The organism is uncultured Neglectibacter sp. (assembly GCA_937958185.1).
Classification (GTDB): domain Bacteria; phylum Bacillota; class Clostridia; order Oscillospirales; family Acutalibacteraceae; genus Acutalibacter.
Genome location: CALFFN010000005.1, coordinates 142318 through 164764, shown reverse-complemented (window position 1 = coordinate 164764; position 22447 = coordinate 142318). Strand labels below are relative to the sequence as shown.

At 56.2% G+C, this 22447-nt stretch carries 20 protein-coding genes and 1 tRNA gene; all 21 read right to left on the bottom strand.

Annotated features, from left to right (window positions below):
* Positions 1 to 77: 77 nt before the first annotated feature.
* The 21 genes from AB8996_RS01595 to mreC all read right to left on the bottom strand — a co-directional run bounded on the left by AB8996_RS01595 (position 78) and on the right by mreC (position 22431).
* A tRNA-Pro gene (locus AB8996_RS01595) sits at positions 78 to 153 on the bottom strand.
* 109 nt (positions 154 to 262) lie between these two features.
* Complete coding sequence (locus AB8996_RS01590; protein ID WP_369297219.1) at positions 263 to 643, bottom strand: RidA family protein; 381 nt, start codon at positions 641 to 643, stop codon at positions 263 to 265.
* A gap of 246 nt (positions 644 to 889) precedes the next feature.
* Positions 890 to 1309 (bottom strand): GNAT family N-acetyltransferase, encoded by a 420-nt coding sequence (locus AB8996_RS01585; protein WP_369297218.1) that lies wholly within the window; start codon positions 1307 to 1309, stop codon positions 890 to 892.
* A 141-nt stretch (positions 1310 to 1450) separates the two neighbouring features.
* Positions 1451 to 2980: a ribosomal protection-like ABC-F family protein gene (abc-f, locus tag AB8996_RS01580; protein ID WP_369297217.1), complete on the bottom strand. Its 1530-nt coding sequence runs from the start codon at positions 2978 to 2980 to the stop codon at positions 1451 to 1453.
* 683 nt (positions 2981 to 3663) lie between these two features.
* Positions 3664 to 4059 carry a hypothetical protein gene (locus AB8996_RS01575; protein WP_369297216.1) on the bottom strand — a complete coding sequence of 132 codons (396 nt, stop codon included), beginning with the start codon at positions 4057 to 4059 and terminating at the stop codon, positions 3664 to 3666.
* 67 nt (positions 4060 to 4126) lie between these two features.
* A complete protein-coding gene (locus AB8996_RS01570; RefSeq protein WP_369297215.1) occupies positions 4127 to 4660 on the bottom strand; it encodes a sigma-70 family RNA polymerase sigma factor in 534 nt (177 codons plus the stop codon).
* Positions 4661 to 4803: 143 nt separating this feature from the next.
* Positions 4804 to 5841: a sugar-transfer associated ATP-grasp domain-containing protein gene (locus AB8996_RS01565; protein ID WP_369297214.1), complete on the bottom strand. Its 1038-nt coding sequence runs from the start codon at positions 5839 to 5841 to the stop codon at positions 4804 to 4806.
* A 354-nt stretch (positions 5842 to 6195) separates the two neighbouring features.
* Positions 6196 to 7971, bottom strand: coding sequence for a phosphoenolpyruvate carboxykinase (GTP) (locus tag AB8996_RS01560; protein WP_369297213.1), 1776 nt, complete (start codon positions 7969 to 7971; stop codon positions 6196 to 6198).
* Positions 7972 to 8175: 204 nt separating this feature from the next.
* Entirely contained in the window at positions 8176 to 8673 is a 498-nt protein-coding gene (gene nrdG, locus AB8996_RS01555) for an anaerobic ribonucleoside-triphosphate reductase activating protein (protein ID WP_369297212.1), read from the bottom strand.
* Between the two features lie 62 nt (positions 8674 to 8735).
* Positions 8736 to 9479 carry a 5'/3'-nucleotidase SurE gene (gene surE, locus AB8996_RS01550; RefSeq protein WP_369297211.1) on the bottom strand — a complete coding sequence of 248 codons (744 nt, stop codon included), beginning with the start codon at positions 9477 to 9479 and terminating at the stop codon, positions 8736 to 8738.
* Between the two features lie 6 nt (positions 9480 to 9485).
* Positions 9486 to 9656 carry an anaerobic ribonucleoside-triphosphate reductase gene (gene nrdD / locus AB8996_RS01545; RefSeq protein WP_369297210.1) on the bottom strand — a complete coding sequence of 57 codons (171 nt, stop codon included), beginning with the start codon at positions 9654 to 9656 and terminating at the stop codon, positions 9486 to 9488.
* A 113-nt stretch (positions 9657 to 9769) separates the two neighbouring features.
* Positions 9770 to 12067, bottom strand: a complete 2298-nt coding sequence (locus tag AB8996_RS01540) for an anaerobic ribonucleoside triphosphate reductase (protein WP_369297209.1) — start codon at positions 12065 to 12067, stop codon at positions 9770 to 9772.
* Positions 12068 to 12423: 356 nt separating this feature from the next.
* On the bottom strand, positions 12424 to 14217 hold the full coding sequence (gene aspS / locus AB8996_RS01535; RefSeq protein WP_369297208.1) for an aspartate--tRNA ligase: 1794 nt from the start codon (positions 14215 to 14217) through the stop codon (positions 12424 to 12426).
* Complete coding sequence (locus AB8996_RS01530) at positions 14214 to 14561, bottom strand: hypothetical protein (RefSeq protein ID WP_369297207.1); 348 nt, start codon at positions 14559 to 14561, stop codon at positions 14214 to 14216. Before AB8996_RS01530 ends, aspS begins: the two co-directional genes overlap by 4 nt.
* 56 nt (positions 14562 to 14617) lie before the next feature.
* Positions 14618 to 15925, bottom strand: a complete 1308-nt coding sequence (gene hisS, locus AB8996_RS01525; protein WP_369297206.1) for a histidine--tRNA ligase — start codon at positions 15923 to 15925, stop codon at positions 14618 to 14620.
* Between the two features lie 39 nt (positions 15926 to 15964).
* On the bottom strand, positions 15965 to 16267 hold the full coding sequence (locus tag AB8996_RS01520; protein WP_369297223.1) for a MazG nucleotide pyrophosphohydrolase domain-containing protein: 303 nt from the start codon (positions 16265 to 16267) through the stop codon (positions 15965 to 15967).
* A 395-nt stretch (positions 16268 to 16662) separates the two neighbouring features.
* Positions 16663 to 17067: a methylglyoxal synthase gene (locus AB8996_RS01515; protein WP_369297205.1), complete on the bottom strand. Its 405-nt coding sequence runs from the start codon at positions 17065 to 17067 to the stop codon at positions 16663 to 16665.
* Positions 17068 to 17216: 149 nt separating this feature from the next.
* Positions 17217 to 17957, bottom strand: coding sequence for an AAA family ATPase (locus tag AB8996_RS01510; protein ID WP_369297204.1), 741 nt, complete (start codon positions 17955 to 17957; stop codon positions 17217 to 17219).
* Between the two features lie 541 nt (positions 17958 to 18498).
* The gene (locus AB8996_RS01505) at positions 18499 to 21003 is read right to left on the bottom strand and encodes a penicillin-binding transpeptidase domain-containing protein (RefSeq protein ID WP_369297203.1); all 2505 of its coding nucleotides are present in this window, start codon (positions 21001 to 21003) and stop codon (positions 18499 to 18501) included.
* Between the two features lie 25 nt (positions 21004 to 21028).
* Positions 21029 to 21541 carry a rod shape-determining protein MreD gene (gene mreD, locus AB8996_RS01500; RefSeq protein WP_369297202.1) on the bottom strand — a complete coding sequence of 171 codons (513 nt, stop codon included), beginning with the start codon at positions 21539 to 21541 and terminating at the stop codon, positions 21029 to 21031.
* Positions 21538 to 22431: a rod shape-determining protein MreC gene (gene mreC / locus AB8996_RS01495; RefSeq protein WP_369297201.1), complete on the bottom strand. Its 894-nt coding sequence runs from the start codon at positions 22429 to 22431 to the stop codon at positions 21538 to 21540. Before mreC ends, mreD begins: the two co-directional genes overlap by 4 nt.
* Positions 22432 to 22447 lie beyond the last annotated feature (16 nt).

The following is a 22447-nucleotide window of genomic DNA, read 5'->3' as shown; positions in this document are numbered from 1 at the left end:
AGAGGAGCGGCAATCCGAACGGTGAAGCCGAATTTTGCGCAGAAAAATGCGGCGAACCACAAGGATTCGCCGCGACGTGGTCCGGGTGACACGACTCGAACGTGCGACCTCTTGCTCCCAAAGCAAGCGCGCTACCAGCTGCGCAACACCCGGATATCTGTATTACCCGCTTATTATATCCCAATTGATCGTTCCGTGTCAATGGGCAAAAACTCCCCGGCTGGGTCCAGCCGGGGAGTTTTCTTTTGCTGCTTTTTTCAGCTTACCGCTGCTTGCAGCAGACGACCTCTACCTCGCACAGGGCGTTTTTCGGCAGCTGCTTTACCGCTACGCAGCTGCGGGCGGGCTTGCCGGTAAAATACTTCTCATACACGGCGTTAAACGCGGCAAAATCCGCCATATCCGCCAAAAAGCACAGCGTTTTCACAGCGTCGGTATACTGATAGCCCGCTTCTTCCAAAATCGCGCCCACATTTTTGATGGACTGCTCCGCCTGGGCGGTGATATCATCGCCCGCAAGCTCTCCTGTGGCAGGGTCAACGGGCAGCTGCCCGGAGGTATAGAGAAAATCTCCCGCCTGGATCGCCTGGGAATAAGGTCCGATGGCTGCCGGGGCTTTTTCGGTTTGGATCACTTTGTTCATACTGATCTCTCCTGTTTTTTCATTTTCAGAGCTTTCCCCTTTATTCCACCATAGGCGCTGAAAGCGCCCACTGATTGGAGAAGCCCGGTCTTTCCGAAGGAAAGACATATGCTTCTTGCGAAGCAAAAGAGAAACGCTTCGCGTTTCAGGGGTTCTCCGTAATGATTGCTTTACAATCATTATACCCTGAAAGGAGGCTGCTCGTCAAGGTTTTCCCGGGCGCGCTCTCTCCCTGAGTGTCTGATTTTACAGCGTTTTCGTTTTCGGCACAAAATTTTTCACATTTCCATAGCCCAGCTTCCCATAAAAGTGCTCGTGCATTTCATCGTTTACCGCGTCCAGCGAAATCATCGCCGCGCCCAGCTCCCTGACCCGGCGCTCCAGCTCCTGCATCAGCCTTGTCCCCATGCCCTTTCCCTGCTGACCGTGGGCAATCACGATCTCCTCCAGATGGTACGAACGCAGGTCGTCAAACTGCTTCAAAAAGCCCATGACAAAGCCGCGCAGCACCTGATCCTCCTCTGCCAGAAGACAGTAGGAATCCTCTGTGCTCCACACCTGATGAATGCGCCGGTACGCTGTTTCCTCCGTCCAGCAGCCGTCGTCATATACGTTGTATTGCTCCAGATACAGTGGAATGACCTGCTCTATGTCCTTTTCTTCCATGAGACGATATGCAATGTCCATCTTACATTCCTTTCCGCGGCACTTTCAAATTGACTTTTCTGAGCCGCTCACTGCTTTCGCAGACAGTATACTCCCCTTTGAACTATCGGTCAAGAAAGCGCTCGCTGCAAAAGAAAAAATTTACCTCCCGATATGGATCACCCGGTCCGCCCAATCGCGGTAAAAGGCTCCCTCGTGGGAGACCAGCAGCACGGTACCGGGAAAGTCCCGGATCGCCTGCCCCAGCGCTTCCTTGGCGTTTGCGTCCAAATGGTTGGTGGGTTCGTCCAGGATCAGGAAATTGGCAGGGCTGTGGGTGAGCAGGCAGAGCTTTACCTTGCCCTGCTCACCGCCGCTGAGGGTGCATAAGGACTGCTGGGCGTGCTTTCGGGAAATCCCATTGCGCGCCAGCCGCTGGCGCAGCTCCTTCTGGGTTTTATCAGGATAGCGGGACGACAGCAGCTGCAGCGGGGTTTCCTCGGGCGTTTCCCAGAAAAGCTCCTGCTCAAAATAGCCCACGGTGGTATTGGGCGAAAACGTGAATCCGCCACCCAAGGCGGGAAGCTCTCCCAGCAGTGTTTTCAGCAGGGTGGTCTTGCCGATCCCATTGAAGCCGGACATTACTACCTTTTCCCCGCCCCGAATGACAAAGCTCAGCGCCGGGAGCAGCGGAAAATCGTACCCCACCTGAAGCCGCCGGACCTGCAGCTGCTCCGCGTCTGTCACAGGGAGGGAGGCGAATCGGAACACTGGCTTACTATACGCCAGCTCCGGGGCTTCCAGCCGCTCCATGCGTTCCAGGTGCTTCCGCCTGCCCTGCGCCATTTTGGTGCGCTGCCCGGCAAGGTTCCGGCGAATGAACTCCTCCGTCCGCTTGATCTCCCGCTGCTGGGCGGTGTAACGGCGAAGGTATTCCTCCTGGCGGGCTTCCCGCTTTTTCAGAAACTCCGTATAATTTCCCCGGTATTTCGTGATTTTCCCCTCGCTGATATCGCAGATGGCGGTGGCAGTCCGTTCCAGAAATTCGTGGTCGTGGGTCACCAGCAGAAAGGCGTTTTCCAGGTTCGCCAGATATTCCCCCAGCCATGCCACCTGTTCCTTGTCCAGGAAATTGGTGGGTTCGTCCAGCAAAAGCACGTCCGGCTTTTCCAGCAGGAGCTTGCCCAAAATGACCTTTGCCCGCTGTCCGCCGCTCATCTGCCCCAGGGGGCGGGAAAGCCCCAAATCTTCCAGCCCCAGCCCGAACAGCACCCGGTTGATCTCCACGTCGATTTGATAGAACCCCGCCGTTTCCAGGCGGCTTTGCAGCTCTGCCGCCCGGTCAAAGGCGGCGGTATCCCCCTGTCCGAAGCTCTCATAGCAGGCTTCCATCTCCTGCTCCAGCTCAAACAGCGGCTGGAACGCCGAACGTAAAAAATCCTCCAGGGTGATCTCGGAATCGGTCCTCGCGTATTGATCCAGATATCCCACGCGCACCCCGGGCTGCCAGCTGACGCTGCCCTCATCGGGGATCAGCTGCCCGGTGCAAAATTTGATCAGGGTGCTTTTTCCCACGCCGTTCTGCCCTACCACGCCGATATGTTCGCCCTTTTGCAGCACCATATCCGCGCCGCGGAACAGCACGGTGTCTCCAAAGGAATGGGAAAGCCCCTTTATTTCCAAATAACTCATAAAAATCTGTCCTTTCCGGCAGCGCGGCACGAAAAACCACCCGCCAGATCTCTGTTTCCAAAAAGCAAAAAGCAGAAAGCGAGTATTCCCGCTTTCTGCAAACAAAAAAGCGGAAGGCAATAGCCCTCCGCATCAAAAGACACAGGAAAACAAGCGGACAGTGTTCTCACCTCCGCAGGCTTTCCGATGACTGAAAATTGCGAACCCTGCTATGCCCTGTACAATGTTTCATCGGTAACGATTGTACAGAGCTTACCTCCTGGCAAGTGGAGTTTCTACCTGCTTCATCACAAATCCTCCTGCGGCTTTCCCGCGCTTCTGCATTCAGTGTACCATAAGCACGGAACGTGCGTTGGTATAATGTGCCGATCGGTCGTCTGAGCAAAGCGAAGAACTGACCGAGGCAATTTCAAATCTATAATATCCGCTGTCCTTTGCGGATATTATACCATAGGCGCAGAATGCGCCCACTGCTTGGAGAAGCCCGGTACTTTTGTAGAGCAAAAGGGAACCGCATTGCGGTTCAGGGGTTCTCCGTGATGATTGCTTTGCGATCATTATACCACAAAATCCCGCGTTCGTAAAGCCTTTTTTCCGGCGCTGCGCTTTTTCTCAGAATATGACAGAGAAAAAGGACCCCGGGGAGGGTCCTTTTTCTACAACATAGTTTGGGGAATGAGAGTTTAGTCCTGCGTGTTGTAGGCAACGTTGGGCTGTCCTTCGCCCTCCTGAACGGAGACGATATTGCCGTTTTCGTCGGTTTCCACCTCGACGCTCTTTTCATACTCCGCAGAGGGATCGGGCTGAGCTTTGAGCTTATATCCGCCCTCTACTCTGTCTCCTTCAATGATAAAGCTCACTTTGCCGCCCTCATCGGTCTCGCCCTGATAAACGCGGGCAACGCTTCCGTCATCCATTTTGAGGGTATACACCAGCCTACCGATAGTGGCTTCATACAGCTCGCCGCCGGTAGCGGCATTTGCGCCCATTGCCAGCGCGAATACCAGCGCCAGCACAGCGGCGATGGCAATGAGCCTGCGCGCCACAAATTTCTTGGGTCTTTTCACTTTTTCCGTCATGGCTAAAATCTCCTTTCCTAATTCCGGAGAGGGTTTCAGCCGGGAAAAAGTCCTCTGATACAGTTCTTTACTGGGCTTCATGTCTGCTCTCTCCTTTCCGCTCCTGCTTTTGCAGGGTCTGCCGCAATTTTTCTCTCGCCCGCTGCAGACGGGTCTGAACAGTGGATTCCTTTAAGCCGCACATGACCGCTACTTCCTTGACGGGGTAATCCTCGTAGTAGAACAGGTACACCGGCACCCGGTACTTTTTGGGCAGCGCCATCACCGCGAAAAACAGCTCGCTTTCCTCCGGGGTCTCAAATTCCAGCGTTTCCGCATATTCCTCCAGCGGCGCGCTTCTCCGAAACCACGCGGAGCCCAGGAGCTTTTTCGATTCGTTCACCGCTACCCGCAAGAGCCACCGGCGCAGGTGTTCCTCACTTTCAAACTCCTTGGTTTCCCGGTACAGCTTTAAGAACACATTTTGAACGATGTCCTCAGAATCCGCCGGGTTTTTACAGGAATGGAACGCTACACGGTACACGGAGTCCGTATATTTTTCCACGCATTCCGCAAATTTTTCATTTTCCGCGGCGTCCACCCCCTGTCTCCTGAAATGCATTTCACCTATAGTACCTTTCAGAGGTCAAAAAAATCTCATTTTTCTAAAAAAATTTCAAAAACTGCCGCCGGAATGCTCCGGCGGCAGTTTGGTTGTCCCATGAAAAGTACCAAAACAGCAGCGTTTGCAGGGCGGTTCCCGGCTTATTTCAGCTCCGGGACCAGCTCCTTGTACACGTGCCAAAGACCGATCCTGTCCGGGGTGTGCTCCGGCTGCTGCCAGAAATCATAGCCGGGGTAGTCGTTTCCCTCGATAATGGCGGGTCCGTTCGGAGTGATGGCGCAGTCCCAGCCCACAAGGCGCATACCCGGCTCTTCCAGCGCCGCCTTTTTGCACAATTCGATGGCTTCCTTCACGTAGGGGATCTGATAGCCGATCAGGGGAACGCCCGTGTCCGGGTGCTTGTCCAAAGTGGTCAGGGCAGAGGTATGCCCCACCCCGGTGATCTTCCCGGTCTCGTAATCAATGGGGCAGAACATTCCGCCGTTTTCCAGATTGTCCACATATTTTCCGCCTGCGCCGATCTTCACCACGGCGTAGATCAGCTGGGGCGTATAGTGCCCCGGCGCGCCGACAAGCAGGGTCACGATGCGCATGGAATTTACAGCGCCGGGATACAGCTTGTTCATGGCGTCATGCTGGACCAGCATTTCGCCGATCACCCCGAAGCCGCCCTCCTTGATGTAGCGGAACATGGCTTCTTCACTTTCAAAATCGGCTTTTGCCAGCCGCGCAATGCCCTTGCCGCTTTCGCCCACATCGGGCTTACAGAATATCTTTTCCTTGTCGCTGACAAATTCCTTGAACTGTTCCAGCGTCATGTCCTCGACCACCAGAAAGTCTCTCCCCAGATATTCCCGGAACCTGGGGTTGAATTTCACCTTATGGTCAAATATTTCCGCTGTTTCCGGGTCGTTTACCGTGGTGATGAGCTTTTTGTTCCGCAGGCGGGTCACATAGGTGTCCCGGTGCTTGCCGTCCATATCGTAAAAGCCGAACATCACATAATCGTGGTATCCCGCGCCGTACCGCACAGAGCACCAGAGCATGTCCAGAAACAGCGACGCCTTATTCCTGCCGGAACGCTCCTTTGCCTTTTCCAGCGATTTGTTCAGCTCCTCCAGCCGGACCCCGCTCAGCACCCTGCTCACATATCCCAATTTTGAAAAAAGCTTTGCCATCTCTCACCGTTTCTCCTTTATCATCAATTTTATACTTCCTCAAAAACACAAAAAAATATCCGTTCCGGGCAGGAAGCAGAGCTTTTCCGCCCAGACGATTGTTTTTATTTTATCACTATTTTTTCCATTTGTCACAGCTTTCTCTGTTTTTTATGAGATTTTTAAGAAACCGGGACACGGCGCGCCCAAAAGCACGGAAAACGGGGGCTTTCCGCCCGTCTTTTCCGCTTTTCTGCCCCATATCAGAGTATCAAAACGGCAAAAAGGTGACAGCCGGGGTGCGGCTGTCACCTTTTTTCTATTTCTAAGAGGTTGAAATTTCCTTCGGCTGGGTCGCCGAATATGGGATGCCTTTTACTGGCAGTTCTTCTTCAGGGTATCCAGCTCGGCGCGGAGAGCGGCGGGAAGCTTATCGCCAAACTGCTTGTAGAATTCCTCTACACCGGCGGCTTCCTTTGCCCATTTTGCCTTGTCGACTTCCAGAATGGACTTCAGCGTATCAATGGAGAAGTCATTGAGACCCTCCAGATTGATGTCCTCTGCATGGGGCACATAGCCGATGGGAGTCTCCACCGCGTCTACCGTGCCCTCGCAGCGCTTGAGGATCCATTCCAGCACGCGGAGGTTGTCGCCGAAGCCGGGCCAAATGAAGTGACCGTCCTCGTCTACGCGGAACCAGTTGACGTTGAAGATCTTGGGAGCCTTGTCGCCCAAAACCTTGCCCATGTCGATCCAGTGCTGGAAGTAGTCGCCCATATGGTAGCCGCAGAAGGGCAGCATTGCCATGGGGTCGCGGCGGACAACGCCTACTGCGCCGGCAGCGGCGGCAGTGGTCTCAGAGCCGGTGATGGAGCCGATGAACACGCCGTTGTTCCAGCTGCGGGACTGATAGACCAGCGGCACAGTATCGGGACGGCGGCCGCCGAAGATAATGGCGGAAACCGGCACGCCCTTGGGATTTTCAAACTCGCTGGACAGGCAGGGGCAGTTCGCGGTAGGAGCGGTGAAACGGCTGTTGGGGTGAGCCAGCTTGTTGCCGTCCGCAATGTACTCCGGTCCGTTCACGTGCTCGCCCTTCCACTCCTCCGCATTGACGGGAGGATTCTTGTCCAGAGACTCCCACCACACGGTGTTGTCGTCCAGGTTCCGGGCAACGTTGGTGAAGATGGTGCCCTTCTGGGTGGAGATCAGCGCGTTGGGGTTGGACTTCATATTGGTGCCGGGGGCAACGCCGAAGAAGCCGTTCTCGGGGTTGATGGCATACAGCCTGCCGTCCTCGCCGGGACGCATCCAGGCAATGTCGTCGCCGACCGTCCACACCTTGTAGCCCTTCTTCTTGTAGCCCTCGGGCGGGATCATCATTGCCAGGTTGGTCTTGCCGCAGGCGGAGGGGAACGCGGCGCAGACATACTTTACCTCGCCCTGGGGATTCTCAATGCCCAAAATCAGCATATGCTCAGCCATCCAGCCCTCGTTCTTTGCCTGATAGGAGGCGATGCGCAGGGCGAAACACTTCTTGCCCAGCAGCACGTTGCCGCCGTAAGCGGAGTTCACGGAGATGATGGTGTTGTCCTCGGGGAACTGGCAGATCCAGCGCTTCTCGGGGTCCACATCACACTTGGCATGGAGACCCTTGACCCAGTCTTCGCTGTCGCCCAGAACGTCCAGCACCTTCTGACCCACGCGGGTCATGATGGACATATTCAGTACAACATAGATGGAGTCGGTCAGCTCCACGCCGATCTTGGCGAGAGGGGAGCCTACAGGACCCATGGAATAGGGGATCACGTACATGGTGCGTCCCTTATAGGTGCCGCGGGCAATATCGTACAGCATTTTGTAAGCTTCCTGAGGGTCCTTCCAGTGGTTGGTAGGACCGGCGTCCTCCTCCTTACGGGAGCAGATCAGGGTCCTGTCCTCCACGCGCGCCACATCGTTGGGGGCGGTCCTGTGATAATAGCAGCCGGGAAGCTTTTCCTCATTCAGCTTGATCATTTCGCCGGTCTGGCAGGCTTCCTTGCGCAGAGCCTCCAGCTGTTCCTCAGAGCCGTCGATCCAGACGACCTGGTCGGGAGTGACCAGCGCCTTCATCTCCTCGATCCAGCTTAAAACGGACTTGTTGTTGGTCATTTTTATTTCTCCTTTCGCCCGCAGGCAAATCAATACAAATATCTTTTGGGTCCTCGTAACCCAGTTTTTATTCTAACACAGGTCAGGGGAATAATCAATGAAGAATTTGTTAAATCTTGGTACTTCCGTAAGAAAAGCCCCTGCCGTTCCGGCAGGGGCTTTTCTTCTGCTTTATTTCAGGCGAAAACAGCAGTGGTGCGCGGCTTACACTTCCTCCAGCACCACGCTGCCGCTTTCTCTGGTTTTTTTCATATTGATGACCCGCTGGTTCTCGCTGCCGCGGAACACAAGCTCCAGATTGCGCTGCTCCAGCAGGAAGGGTCCGTCAATGAGCACATCGGTGCTGTCCAGCAAAGCGGTGACGGCAGGATCATTTTTTTCCAGAAGCTGCTCGTAGGTGTAGCCGGTGTAGACGGTCACGTCTTTTCCAATGCCGTGCACCAGCGCGGCAAGCTCCGTCAGGGGTTCAGGCTGACAGAAAGGCTCCCCGCCGCTGAAGGTGACCCCCTTCAGCATGGGGTTCTGGCGAAAGTCTTCAAAAATCTCGGAAATCTCCATTTCCGTCCCTCCCTCAAAGGGGTGGGTCTGAGGATTGTGACAGCCGGGACAGTGATGGGGACAGCCCTGGGTGAACACCGTGTAGCGGATCCCCTTTCCGTCCACAATGGATTCCTTTATAATGCCGGAAACCTGCAATTTCATAATACGCCCTCTTTTCTGTTCTATAGATGAAAAAGGGCGGGAACCCCGCCCTTTGTATGTATTCACAGAGAAAATTCCTTGAGAGAAAAACCCTCGTCGTCGGTAAAGCGGAAGGTAATTGGTGTCAGCGCCACATAGCCGTTCAGCACTGCCGAAACATCGGCGGCGCAATCCCCGGGAACGGGTATTTCCCTTCCCCGCACCCAGTAATAATCCTGCCCCATGGGGGAAGTGCGGCGCTCATAAGCGTCTTCCCACGGAAAGGACAGCCACTGGGGCACCCATTTCACGCCTTTGATCTCCTCCCGGGGCAATGCCGGGAAATTGATATTCAGGGCGTGCCGGATATCCGTTTCCATATTCAACTGCTCAAACAGGTGCAGGAACAGCTCCACCACCGACTTCTGGTCAGCCTGCGGCGGCGCGGATACGGCAATGGACTTTTTCCCCTGCATGGCGGCTTCCAGCGCGGCAGAAACCGTGCCGGAATAGTGCAGGTCCATGCCCACGTTCAGCCCCACATTGGGTCCTGAAACTACCAGATCGACAGGCTCTTCTATGAGACCGCCCAGCCCCAGACGGACACAGTCCGCCGGAGTGCCGGAAACCCCGTAAGCCGCCGCTGTGCCGGGCAGCTCATGCTTTTGTACCAGCAGGGGCGAATGGAGGGTAATTCCGTGCCCCACGGCGCTGCGGTTGCCGTCCGGCGCGCAGACCGTGACCCGGTGGCGCCTGCCCAGTCCCTCCGCCAGCAGGCGGAACCCGGGAGCGCCGATACCGTCGTCATTTACCAACAGAATATTCATAAAATTTTATCTGGCGGACATGGTGTGCTTTACTCTGTCCTTTTCCTCGGCGCGCTTAGCATTGTTCCAGCGGTCCATGGTGCCTACCAGATAGCCGGTGATCCTGCGGATACGCTCAAAATCCCGACCCTCGCCTACCAGAACTTCCTTTGTCTTCGCAGTCTTTTTCGTTGCCATACTAAAATCCTCCTGTTAAAATAAGAATCATTCTTGTTTTTATTATACCCGCTGTGCTGCCGTTTGTCCAGTGAAATTGAAAAATTTCTTCAAAAATTTTTCAATGGCACGTCTTAATGGATCAGGCAGGAGTAATCGGGCACATCGTGGTACTTCTTCCGCAGTTCCTCCAGCTTGGAGACGGGCACGCCCTCGCCGGCGTGTCTGCCGCAGCGCGGACAAACATCGTCGATAATGCCGTTGTAGCCGCAGACAGGGTCCCTGTCCACCGGGTGGTTGACGGAGCCGTAGCCGATCCCCGCCTCTTTCATGCAGCGAATGACGCTTTCAAAGGCGTCGATGTTCTTGCACACGTCGCCGTCCAGCTCCACATAGCTGATATGCCCGGCGTTGGTCAGCGCATGGAAGGGGGCTTCCTTTTTGATCTTCTCAAAGGCGTTGATGGGATAATATACTGGGATATGGAAAGAGTTGGTATAGTAATCGCGGTCGGTCACGCCGGGAATTTTGCCGAATTTCTTCTGGTCGATGCGGACAAATGTGCCGGAAAGCCCCTCCGCGGGGGTGGCGAGCAGGGTAAAGTTCAGCCCGGTCTCCTTGGACTTTTTGTCCATGCGCTTGCGCATATAGGTGACGATCTCCAGACCCAGCTTGTAGCTTTCCTCGCTTTCGCCGTGGTGCTTGCCGGTCAGAGCCTTCAGGGTCTCCGCCAGCCCGATAAAGCCCACGGACAGCGTGCCGTGCTTCAGGACCTCCGCCACGGAGTCGTAACGGTCCAGTTTGTCGGAGTCGATCCACACGCCCTGTCCCATCAGGAAAGGATAGTTGTAAGCCTTTTTGCTGCACTGGATCTTGAAGCGGTGCAGCAGCTGCTCGATGCACAGGTCAATGCGCTCGTCCAGGATCTCGTAGAATTTCTTGATATCGCCCTTGGCCTCGATGCCGATGCGGGGCAGGTTCACAGAGGTAAAGCTCAGGTTCCCCCTGCCGCAGGTGGTTTCCCGCTTTTTGTCATATACATTGCCCATCACTCTGGTGCGGCAGCCCATGTAGGCGATCTCGGTGTCATAGTCGCCGGGCTTGTAATACTGGAGATTGAAGGGAGCGTCGATAAAGCTGAAATTGGGGAACAGCCGCTTGGCGGAGACCCGCATTGCCAGCTTGAACAGATCGTAGTTGGGGTCGCCCTCGTTGTAGTTGACGCCCTCCTTGACCTTGAAGATCTGCACCGGGAAGATGGGGGTCTCTCCATCGCCCAGACCGTCCTCCGTTGCCAGCAGCAGATTGCGGATCACCATTCTGCCCTGCTCAGAGGTGTCTGTGCCATAGTTCAGAGAGGAGAAAGGCACCTGCGCGCCGGCTCTGGAATTCATGGTGTTCAGGTTATGCACCAAAGCCTCCATTGCCTGGAAGGTGGCGTGGTCGGTTTCCCGCCATGCGGTGTCCCTGGCGTACTGGGCGGCGTCAAAGGCTTCCTCCGTGGTGATCTCCTCAAAGCCGTTTTCTTTCTGGTGGCGGGGCAGATACTCGGTGAACCTCTCGCCGTATTCCTGCGCCTTGTCCATGGGCACCCAGGCGCCCAGCTCTTCCTTTGCCGCTTCCACCAAAGCTTTGGCGTCGTCATAGGAAAGCCCGTTATGCACCTGCAGGAAGCTGACCATTGCCTTGAAATATTCCTTGCAATAGGTCTTGTCCACGCCCTGAGCCATAGCGTAATCAAAAATGGGCACGCTCTGCCCGCCGTGCATTTCGTTCTGGTTCGCCTGAATAGCGATACAGGCAAGGGCGGCATAGCTGCGGATATCGTTGGGCTCCCGGAGGTAGCCGTGCCCGGTGGAGAAGCCGCCGTGGAACAGCTTGATCAAATCGATCTGGCAGCAGGTCTCCGTCAGGGTGTAGAAATCCTTGTCGTGAATGTGGATATCGCCGTCAATGTCCGCCTTGGCGATCTCCGGCGGAATGACGTACTTCTCGTAGAAGCTCTTGGAACCCTCGGAGCCGTATTTCAGCATGGTGCCCATAGCGGTATCCGCATTGATGTTGGCATTTTCCCGCTTCAGGTCGGAATCCTCGGCGGAAACGAAGGTCAGCGCCGAATAGACCTTGACCAGCTCATCGTCCATTTCGCGGATCTTCTGGTGCTCGGCACGGTACAGAATGTACGCCTTGGCGGTTTTGGGGTAATCGGCAGCGATCAGCTCCTCCTCCACCAGGTCCTGGATCTGCTCTACGGTGGGGACCTTCTTCATTTTGTTCAGCTTTTCCACCACGTTGTTTGTGAGCCTGTCCAGCTCCTCATCGCTGAACTTCTCCGTGGCGTTGCGCACGTTTGCCTTAAAAATAGCAGCCCGGATCTTGGCTGCGTCAAAAGACACTTTCTCCCCGCTTCTCTTGACAATGGACTTCAACATTCCCAGATCAACCCTTCTTCTCTATTTCCGTTCACTCGACGCAGCGGCGCTGCCACAAGATATCGGATCGTATTTTCGGCTTCCCGAAAGCCTGCCGCACCCGGCGCCCGTTTCGGGAGAACGTCTCCTATTATACGCACCTGAGAGACTTATGTCAATACAAGATATGGTGGTTTTTTGAAAAAATTTCCTGTTTTTACCCAAAATATTCCGCCCACGGGAGTGTTTCACGACTCTCTCGAGGGCGGCGGTTTCAGGTATATTCTGGATTTCTGCTGCCTGTAAAAAATGTTCCACAGCGGCAAAACTTTTTTCTATATCTTGTGGTGACCGGGGAACGGCGCCCTGGCGGAAATTTATTCCTCTTCCCGCTCTGTCACGGCGATGTGCAGCTCATTAAGCTGCGCCTGCGTCACCTCGCTGGGAGCGCTCATCATCACGTCCTGGGCGTTCTGGTTCATGGGGAAGGCAATGACCTCCCGGATAAAGCTTTCGCCGGTGAGCAGCATGACCAGACGGTCCACGCCGGGGGCCGCGCCCGCGTGGGGCGGCGCACCGTAGCAGAACGCGTTGTACATGGCGGGGAATTTCTTTTTCACATCGTCCTCGCCCAGCCCTACCAGCTCAAATGCCTTGACCATGATCTCCGGGTCATGGTTCCGCACCGCGCCGGAGGCGCTTTCATAGCCGTTGATGACCAGGTCGTACTGGTCGGCAAGGATCGTCAGGGGGTCTACCTCCCCGCGCTCCGCCTGCTCCAGGATTTCTTTCCCCCCCGCCGGCATGGAGAAGGGATTGTGGCAGAATTCCAGCTTCCCACTTTCCTCGCCGATCTCGTACATGGGGAAATCCACGATCCAGCAGAATTCGTACTTTTCTCTGTCCATGTGCTCCGGGCACAGCTCGCCCAGAAACTTCCGGGCAACGCCGGCGGTTTTCTGCGCGTCCGCCTTTTTCCCGGCAGCCAGCATGACCAGGCTGTTGGGGGTGAGCTTCAGGGTCTCGACCACCTTTTGCGCCAGAGCGGGGTCGGCATTGATAAATTTCGCGATACCGCCGGCGACCTCCCCGTTTTCGTCCAGCTTGAACCAATAGGATTTCTGGGCGGTCTGCACCTCCACATCGGCACAGAGCTTGTCGATCTGCTTGCGGGTCAGCGCGCAGTTTGACACCGGCACAGCCTTGACCACAGCGTTTTCAAAGGGACCAAAGCCGCAGCCCTGCAAAAGCTCCGTCATGTCGGAAATGAGCAGGTCGATGCGCAGGTCGGGCTTGTCCGTGCCGTAGTCCTCCAACGCGGTCAGATAGGGAATGCGCCGAAAAGGCGCGGGAGAAATGGTCTGATAAACGCCGAATTTCTCAAAAATCGGGGGCAGCACGGCTTCCAGGACCGCCAGAACGTCCTCCTGCCCCGCAAACGCCATCTCCATGTCCAGCTGGTAGAATTCCCCGGGGGAACGGTCGCCCCGGGCGTCCTCGTCCCGGAAGCAGGGGGCGATCTGGAAATATTTGTCAAAGCCGGAAGCCATCAGCAGCTGCTTGAACTGCTGGGGCGCCTGGGGCAGGGCATAGAACTTGCCCGGATGCTTTCTGGCAGGCACCAGAAAGTCTCTCGCCCCTTCGGGAGAGGAGGCGGTCAAGATAGGCGTGGTGATCTCCAGAAAGCCCTGCTCCTCCATGGCGTGGCGCAGGGCGGCGACCACCTGGGAGCGCAGCACGATGTTCCCCTTGACCTGGGGGTTGCGCAGGTCGAGGTAGCGGTACTTCAATCTCTGCGCTTCGTCCGCGTCCCGGGAGAAATTCACCTCAAAGGGCAGCTCGTTGTATTGGCAGCGCCCCAGCACCCTGATCTCAGTGGGCAGCACCTCAATGTCCCCGGTGGGCATTTTGGGGTTCTTGCTCTCCCGCTCCCGGACGGTTCCAACTACCTGAATGGTGGTCTCCTTGTTAAGCGCCTTTACCTGCTGCAGCAGCTCTGCCGTTTCCAGCACGATCTGGGTGGTGCCGTAAAAATCCCGCAGGACCAGGAAGCCGATATTGCCGCCCACCTCCCGCAGATTTTCCAGCCACCCGCTGAGAGTGACGCTTTCCCCTGCATTTTCAAGCCGCAGCTCTCCGCAGTTGTGTGTTCTGTACTTTGCTGAGTTCATCTTTTTCCCTTTCCTTTATTTATTGATTTTCTGTTCCTTTCAACGAATCGCTCGCTGTGAGCTGTTTGGATAAATTGTAGTTTAGCAGTTGCCGGAGAAACCGTTTTCCAAAGCTCCTGCTTTCGCACATTTAGGTTCCTGCCTTTTCGATCATGCTGCCGTGTGCGATTTTTTCTTTCTTCGGCGGGGGACTTCGGTCTCGCCTTTGGCTCGGTCAGCGCTGAACGGTCTCCACCGGAGACCAGCGCCCCCTCCTCCCCCCTCTGAGAAAAGGCAAATAGCCTGTGGTTTTCCCAGCGGGAGTAAATAATTGCCCATTGCTCATTTCTCATTGCCCATTTCATGCGTACTAAACTACTATTTACCGCCCTGCCCTTATCCAGTATCCAGCGTCCAGTATCTAGAACGTTAGATCCTCCTGGCTGGTGCATACGGTAAGGTATTCGTCCGTAAAATCATCGCCCAGGGAAATGTTCCGCTTCTCCCCGGTCTTCATGTTTTTCAGCTCCGCTTTGCCGCTTTGCAGTTCGTCGTCACCGATGACGATGGTGTATTTCGCGCCGATACGGTCGGCGTATTTCATCTGTGCCTTCAGCCCTCTGGCGCACAGGTCGCAGTCGGCGGAAATCCCGCACTCATGCAGGGCGTTCACCAGCAGCAGGGCTTTTTCCAACGCCTGCTCCCCCATGGACGCCACATAGACCTCACAGCGGTCCGGCTCCGGGAACTCCGTCTGCTGCGCTTCCAGCGCCAGCATAATGCGGTCCAGCCCCATGCCGAAGCCGAGACCCGGCGTGGGCTTGCCGCCCAGCTCCTCCACCAGGCCGTCATACCGCCCGCCGCCGCCCAGGGCAAAGCCCAGGCTTTTGGAGGGGAACTCAAACACCGTGCGGGTGTAATAATCCAGCCCCCGCACCAGCCGGGGGTCCAGCTCGTATGAAATGCCCAGCGCCGTCAGGTACCCCTGCACCTTTTCAAAGTGGGCGCGGCAGCCCCCGCAGAGATAATCCGTGATCTTGGGCGCGTCCTTTCCGATTTCCTGGCATTTCGGGCTTTTGCAGTCCAGAATGCGCATGGGGTTGCGGTCCAGCCTGGACAGGCAGGTCTCGCAGAGCCTGTCCTTGTACCGGCTGAAATATTCCGTCAGCGCCTTACGGTACTCCGCCCGGCAGGCAGGGCAGCCGATGGAGTTCAATTGCAGCCCCACGTCCTTCAGCCCCAGCCGCTGAAGGGCGGAAAGCCCCATGGCAATGACCTGCGCGTCCGCCACAGGCTCCGCCGCGCCGAACATCTCCACGCCGAACTGGTGCAGCTCCCGCATACGTCCCTTCTGGGGCTTTTCATAGCGGTAGCAGGAAATGTCGTAATAGAGCTTCACGGGAAGCCCGGCATTGGAAAGACCGTTTTCCAGCATCGCCCGGACCGCCCCTGCCGTGCCCTCCGGGCGCAGGGTAATGGAGCGCCCTCCCTTATCCTCAAAGGTGTACATCTGCTTTTCCACCACGTCGGTAGTGTCGCCCACACCCCGTAAGAACAGCTCGGTGTGCTCGAACACCGGGGTGCGTATTTCCCCAAAGCCGTTTAATTCCGCTTCGCTGCGGAACACGTCCTCTACGAGCCGCCACTTCTCCGAAGCTGTCCCGCTGCCGTCCTTTGCGCCGGGAACAAGGTCTACTGTACCCTTGGGCGCTTTTGTGATGAGTTCCATCGCTTTTTCTCCTTTTCTCCCGCCGGTTTCCCCGGCTTTCTAGTTCCCGCTTCCTATTTTTCCCGTGGTTCGGAAACGGCGGTCATATTTTTCCAAAGAGCCTTCCAGCGCCTTTTCCGCGTCCAGACCCAAAGCGTCCGCCAGGCAGAGCAGGGAAAACATACAGTCCCCCAGCTCTTCTTCCATGCCGGGCGCAGGCTCTACCGGCGTTTCGCCGTAATGGGAAGCCTTCAAAAGCTCCTTGGAAAGCTCTCCCGCCTCGGAGCTGAAATCCAGGAACCTCACCCAGGGCTCCCGGCTCATTCCGTGGCTTTTGGCAAACGCCGCCGCTGTCTGCTGCATTTCTCCCACTGCCGTGCTCCTTTCCGCGCCATAAAAGAAAAACCCTCTCCCCCCGGCAAAGCCGGATCAGGGACGAAGGTATCTCCGTGGTGCCACCCTAATTCAAAAGCAGTGCGCTTTTCTTCGCAAAGCGCCGCTTTCCTTATAAATGTCATTCAGTTTCCGGCTGTTGGGCGTCTTTCTCCCGTTCCGTTCCGAAGGCGGCTCACAGCTGAAAAGCCGTTTTGCCGAAGCGTCCCGCTTTTCCTCCGCCTCTCTCTGCCGGACTTTCCGGGGTACTCATCCCAAGTCATCGCCGATTTGCTGGTCTCATTATAAAACAGACCGCGTCATTTTGCAAGCGTGATTTTCGATAAAAAATCTGCCCGGAAAATGCTTTCGGGCAGATCTGCTTTTCACACCGGCTCTCTGACGATATCGCGCCAGTCAAGGTCTCCACGCTCCAAGCCGTGGATCAGCACCTCGGCGGTGGCGATATTGGTCGCCACCGGGATATTGTGCATATCGCACAGGCGCAGCAGGTTCATGTCGTTGGACTCCTGCGGCTTCTGGTTCAGCGGGTCCCGGAAAAACAGCAGCAGATCTATTTCATTGCAGGCAATGCGCGCCGCGATCTGCTGGTCGCCGCCCTGGGGTCCGCTGAGGAACCGCTGGAGCTTCAGCCCGGTGGCTTCCGAGATCATTTTGCCGGTGGTGCCCGTACCGCACAGCGTATGGCGGCTGAGAATACCGCAATAGGCAATACAGAACTGCACCATCAGCTCCTTTTTCGCGTCATGTGCCGTCAAGGCAATATTCATATACAAAACTCCTCCTTCATACCACAAATGATTTTCAAGTTTTCCCAAAAGAATCAGATGTAAAAAAGCCTGAAAGCAGCCGTGAACCGGCTCTGTCCCGTTTGCAGCACGCCAGGACCCGGCTGCCCGTCAAAATGATCCCCCGTTCCTTACAGCAGGGCGGGAATAGGGATCATTTCCCCTTCCAGCCGCCCGGCGATCCGGCACAGAGCCATCATTCCCTTTGAGCTTTCCTTTGCCCTCTTCCCCTTCAAAAACGACGCTGCCAGAGAAAAGTCCTCCGGCACCACGCCGAACAGGCGGATACCCGCGGCGTCTATCACGCCGTCCAAATCTCCGTACACGCCGGTCTCATCAAAAAACTCTCCGTTGAAGCGGTTGATAATGAGCCGCTGGTCCTCCACGGAAAGCTTTTTCAGCAGACCGCCCACCGCGTTCGCGCCCCGGACGCATACCGGGTCGGGGCTGCACACGATCAGCGCCCTGTCTGCCGCACAGGCTGCCGAACGGAAGCCGCCGCCCACGCCTGCGGGAGAATCCAGCAGCACGTGGTCGTAGTACCGCTTCAGCAAGGGGACCAGCTTCCGCATGACGCCGGGGCGGATCATGTTCTCCCCGGAAGACGGGGCAGGCAGCAAAAACAGCCCGTCCGCGTCGGCACAGGGATAGATCGCCTCCGCCGGGGCGCATCTGCCGTACACCACGTCGGAAATATCGAAAACCAGATTCTCTTCCGTGCCCGTCATGCGGTCCAGGCTGCGCAGACCGGCGTCACAGTCGATGAGCAGCACCCGCCGCCCGCGCTGCGCCAGCGCCCTGCCCAGCCCAACAGACACCGTGGATTTTCCCACGCCGCCCTTGCCGGATGTGATCACAGTGGAAAGTCCCATGGAAACTACCTCGTTTCTCATCTTAGCACACAAAAGATGTTTTGTCAAAAACAAATATTTCTTTCATGAAATTTTGTAAGAAACACACAAAAATCTATTGTTTTCTTTGACACCTACGGTGAGCGCACCTGCGGTGGGCAATCGGGAAGCCGCTTTGTGCGGATTCCCTCTCTGTGACCCGACCGAAAGTAAGAATTTTTCCCTCATGATGGCAGTGTACCCAAAAGCCACCGAAAAAAGATGGTTTTGCGAAGCAAAAGAAAGGCTGCGCCTTTCTTCCTGGAAAAGGCTTCGGCTGCATCGCAGCCGATTTTCTATGCGAAAACCGCTTTTTCCAACTTGCTTATTCAGATATTTTTCTGTCCATTCCGCACCTGCGGTGGGCAATCGGGAAGCTGCTTTGTACGGGTTCCATCTCTGCCGCCCGACTACAACAAATTTATGTCCTATGCCCTTTCTAACATCTAACAACTAATATCTATTCTGCCGCCCGACCGAAAGTAAAAGTTTTTCCCCTCATGATGGCAGTGTACCCTAGAGACTACGAAAAAAGCGGTTTTGCTCTGCAAAATCGGTCACAGCGTGACCGAAGCTTTTTTCCGACCATTTTGCTTCCTGTATAGTAAGGAGAATCGGGCTTCCTGCCGCTTCCGGAGGAAGCGGTGCCAGAAGAAGAGGAAGTGTCTTCCCCGGCGGAAGAAGGGCTGCTCTCCGGCGCAGAGGAGGTCTCTCCCGTAAAGGGGGTGTTGGGGATATCTTCCCTGCGGTCATTGCCGCCGTCATCGGCAGCCGGCTGTGAGGAGGTCATATCCGTGCCGGAGCTGGCGGTATCGTCAGCGCCGTTTTCCAGGGCGGAGGAAAGGAAATCTTCTTTTTCCTGCTCTTCCTGCTGTGCCTTTTCCGCGTCCAGCTGTTCCTTGGTTTTCAGCACCTTGCCCTCGTCGTCTACCAGGTTCCCGCTGCTGTCGTAGCGGTTGCCGTCCTCGTCCCAGGTATAGAAGCCAAAATACTGGTCTAAAATATCCTTCGCCACATTCTGGGCATAGGGTCCCTTGTTGCCGTACTCCAGCATCACCGCAATGGCGATCTGCGGGTCGTCCGCCGGGGCGTAGCAGATAAAGCTGATATTCGGCTCCGTGCCAGTGCTGTCGTCCATGGAGGTTTCCGCCGTGCCTGTCTTGCAGGCAATGGACACCGGGTAGTCCCCAAATACGTCGGACGCCGTGCCGGAGGTCGCCACCATGCGCATTCCCTCCTTCACCACGCCCAGCACGTCGGAGGAAAGGTCCGCGTCGAACAGCTCTTTTTTCTGGTGCGTCCGAACAGTCTCCTCCCCGCTGTAATCGGTGACCTTATCCAGAAAGTGGGTTTCCAGCCGCTTGCCGCCGTTGGCAATGGTGGCGCAGTATGTTGCAAGCTGAATGGGGGTGAACATATTGTCCATCTGCCCGATCGCTGTCTGAGCGGTGTTGCCGTCCACCCACTCCTCGCCGCCATGGTTTTCCTTAAATTCCTGGGGATTTGACATGGTTCCCGTAGCTTCCCCCAGCTCCACGCCGGTCTCTTCTCCCAGTCCGAAATACTGGGCGTAAGCGTCCATCTTTTTAATGGTCAAATTCAGCCCCACGTTGCAGAAAAACACGTTGCAGGACCCCGCGAGACCGCTGTAGACGTTGGTGTTCCCGTGATAGTCCGTACATTTCAGATGCAGGGCGGTGAGGGGATCGTCGCCCAGGGTGTAAAGCTTATCGCAGAAATAAGTGGTGTCGGCGGTGATGACCCCCTCCTGCAAAGCTGCCAGCGCCACCATGGGCTTGAAGACCGAACCGGGAGTGTAAACGCCGTCCAGCGCCCGGTTCAGCATGGGCTGCCCGTCGGTGTCGCCCTCCTTCTGCCGCACGTAATTGTCATCGGAGGTGTACAGGTTCATGTCAAAGGTGGGATAGGAGGAATTGACCAGCACGCCGAAGTTCTTTACGTCCAGCACTACCGCAGCGCCGGCGGTGCAGTCCTTGGCGTTTTTGTTGCCCTCGATATTCTTTTTCAGGGAAAGATTCGCCACCCGCTGCAGGTCGGTATCCAGCGTGGTATAAACCGTGTTCCCTTCCTTCGGCGGAACGGTGACGGCGGTGTTCTTCACCTCGCCGGTATCGTCTACAAAAATGGTCTCCTCTCCCCGGCTGCCACGCAGGTCGTCTTCAAAGGCGCTCTCAATGCCGCCCCTGCCCAAAGAATCCGTCCACTTATAGCCGGAGATATTGTCCTTATAATCGTATGCTGTGCCGTTTTTTACAGCTTCATCATATTCCTCGCCGGAAATGGAGCCGACATGCCCCACCACATGGGGCGCGAGGGAGCCGTCCTCCCCATAGTACCGGGCAACGGAGACCCGCGGCTCAACGCCCTTCAGTTCCCCGGCTCTCTGGCTGATGACGCCCACCGTCTCCGAGGAAACGTCCGCCGCGATCACATAGGCGTTGGTGCGGGAATAGCCGTCCCGCTCCATGGAATAGCGGACGGAGGCAACGTCGCGGATATCCTTTTTGGAAAAGCCCTCGCAACCGTAACGCCTGGCAAGCTCGCCCATACATTCCTCGGCGGTGGCGTATTCCGCCATGTTCAGCATATCCTGCCCCTTGAGGGTCTCGATCTCGCTTTCCCTGCCCTCGGCAAACTGGTACTCATTTTCCTCGTTCAGGATAATGGGCAGCCTGTCCCGCCATTTTTCGTTCCGCTCTTCCAGCAGCTCCACGACCTTGATGATGGTGGCGTTGCGCTCTTCATAGACCATGTTCAGGGCATTGTATACGATATCATAAGAGACCCTGTTCCCCGCCAGCACCTTGCCGTTCCTATCCAAAATCTGCCCCCGGGCAGCGTCCAGCTCGATGGTGTCGGTGCGGTCGTTCAGAGCCTCCTGGCGGTAGTATTCCCCATTTATCACCTGCCACTGGAACAGGCGACCCACATACAGCAGGCAGACCGCCAGCAGCAGCAGAATGCAGAACGCGTATCGTCCCGGTTTTTTCAGCTTCGGCAGTTTCATAAGTCAGAAATCCCTCTCGAAAAGGTCAGTTCTCCTGCGCCCGCACCGCCTGGGACAAGCCCCGGTTCAGCAGGTACACCAGAGGAACGAAGATCATCGTGTAAAAATACTTGGGCAGATAGTGATGGAGAAAGGCGTACTCCGGCATGGAATACGAAAAATAGTACAGGAAAAACCACTGGGCGCAGACGGTCAGCCCGATGGTCCATATGCCGGTAATAATGGCGGTCACGGTGTTGACCTGCAGATAAGTGCGGCTCAGAATGCTGACCAGGAAACAGATGACAGCCAGCACCAGCCCGTGGAAGCCCATAATGCCGGACAGACCAAAATCGCAGAACAGCCCGCCCACAACGCCGAACGCCATGGCGGGCACCTCTTCCTCAAACATTGCCATGGTGATGACCGCCGGGAAAATCAGCACCGGGCGCACGCCGAAAATCGCCGGCAGCAGACCGGGGGTCTCCTGCAGCATAAACAGCACCAGCAGCTCCAGCACATAGGCAAGGTAACGGATCACACGGTTGAAGTCTTTCATTCCGCGTCCTCCCCGCCCTGGGGGTTCGAGGTCACGTCCACATCGGGGATTTCCTCTCCCTTGCCGGGGAAGCTGACGATGACGAACACGTCCTTCACCGCGGAAATGTCCTCACAGGGCTGTACAACGGCATATTTGGAAATGTCGTTTTCCGATTTTTCCACGCTTTTTACTTCGCCGATCAAAATGCCCTCGGGGTAATTCCTGCCCGCGCCGGAGGTGGTAATGATATCCCCCTCCTGAAGCTTTGTGTCCCCGGAAAGGTAGTTGAAGCGCAGCAGCCCCGTGCTGGCGGTCATGATATTGCTGGTCACCACGCCGCTTTCCTGCCGTTCAATGCACACCGCCGCCACCTTCACGTCTTCGGAAAGCAGGCAGGACACCTTGCTGGTGGTGGCGTACGCCTGTGTGACGATGCCCACCAGACCCCGGTTCGTAATGACCGGGTCGCCGACGCTGATCCCTTCCAGCGTGCCCTTATCAATAGAAAAGCCGGAAAACACATCGTTTGGGTCCCTGCCGATGACGGAAGCCGCCAGGGATTTATTCTCCGGGCGCTGGGAGGTGATCTCCAGCTGCTGCTTCAGCTGCTCATTTTCCTGCTTGATCTCCTCGTAATCCGCCAGCTTCTGCTGCAGCTGGGCGTTTTTATCCTGCAGACCCGTCACCATGTTTTTCAGCTCGTCCTTTGTCAGGCCGTCCAAATCGAGGAACTCCGTGACGTTTTCCGTCACCGTGGTGGCAACGCCCTGCATGGGAGAGGAGACAAAGCCCAAAAGGCTTGCCAGGAAAGAACCGCCCGCCGAGGCGGTGAAAATGATCAGACCCAGCAGCACTACTACAGTGATGATCAGCACCTTAAAGGAGCTGCTTTTGAAAAAATCCTTCAAGCCTTTCGCCTCCCTT

Bases quoted from the DNA above. Each gene is read 5' to 3' on its own strand.
- AB8996_RS01590 (WP_369297219.1), bottom strand. From the start codon at position 643: ATGAACAAAGTGATCCAAACCGAAAAAGCCCCGGCAGCCATCGGACCT.
- AB8996_RS01585 (WP_369297218.1), bottom strand. From the start codon at position 1,309: ATGGAAGAAAAGGACATAGAGCAGGTCATTCCACTGTATCTGGAGCAA.
- abc-f (WP_369297217.1), bottom strand. From the start codon at position 2,980: ATGAGTTATTTGGAAATAAAGGGGCTTTCCCATTCCTTTGGAGACACC.
- AB8996_RS01575 (WP_369297216.1), bottom strand. From the start codon at position 4,059: ATGACGGAAAAAGTGAAAAGACCCAAGAAATTTGTGGCGCGCAGGCTC.
- AB8996_RS01570 (WP_369297215.1), bottom strand. From the start codon at position 4,660: ATGCATTTCAGGAGACAGGGGGTGGACGCCGCGGAAAATGAAAAATTT.
- AB8996_RS01565 (WP_369297214.1), bottom strand. From the start codon at position 5,841: ATGGCAAAGCTTTTTTCAAAATTGGGATATGTGAGCAGGGTGCTGAGC.
- AB8996_RS01560 (WP_369297213.1), bottom strand. From the start codon at position 7,971: ATGACCAACAACAAGTCCGTTTTAAGCTGGATCGAGGAGATGAAGGCG.
- nrdG (WP_369297212.1), bottom strand. From the start codon at position 8,673: ATGAAATTGCAGGTTTCCGGCATTATAAAGGAATCCATTGTGGACGGA.
- surE (WP_369297211.1), bottom strand. From the start codon at position 9,479: ATGAATATTCTGTTGGTAAATGACGACGGTATCGGCGCTCCCGGGTTC.
- nrdD (WP_369297210.1), bottom strand. From the start codon at position 9,656: ATGGCAACGAAAAAGACTGCGAAGACAAAGGAAGTTCTGGTAGGCGAG.
- AB8996_RS01540 (WP_369297209.1), bottom strand. From the start codon at position 12,067: ATGTTGAAGTCCATTGTCAAGAGAAGCGGGGAGAAAGTGTCTTTTGAC.
- aspS (WP_369297208.1), bottom strand. From the start codon at position 14,217: ATGAACTCAGCAAAGTACAGAACACACAACTGCGGAGAGCTGCGGCTT.
- AB8996_RS01530 (WP_369297207.1), bottom strand. From the start codon at position 14,561: ATGAAATGGGCAATGAGAAATGAGCAATGGGCAATTATTTACTCCCGC.
- hisS (WP_369297206.1), bottom strand. From the start codon at position 15,925: ATGGAACTCATCACAAAAGCGCCCAAGGGTACAGTAGACCTTGTTCCC.
- AB8996_RS01520 (WP_369297223.1), bottom strand. From the start codon at position 16,267: ATGCAGCAGACAGCGGCGGCGTTTGCCAAAAGCCACGGAATGAGCCGG.
- AB8996_RS01515 (WP_369297205.1), bottom strand. From the start codon at position 17,067: ATGAATATTGCCTTGACGGCACATGACGCGAAAAAGGAGCTGATGGTG.
- AB8996_RS01510 (WP_369297204.1), bottom strand. From the start codon at position 17,957: ATGGGACTTTCCACTGTGATCACATCCGGCAAGGGCGGCGTGGGAAAA.
- AB8996_RS01505 (WP_369297203.1), bottom strand. From the start codon at position 21,003: ATGAAACTGCCGAAGCTGAAAAAACCGGGACGATACGCGTTCTGCATT.
- mreD (WP_369297202.1), bottom strand. From the start codon at position 21,541: ATGAAAGACTTCAACCGTGTGATCCGTTACCTTGCCTATGTGCTGGAG.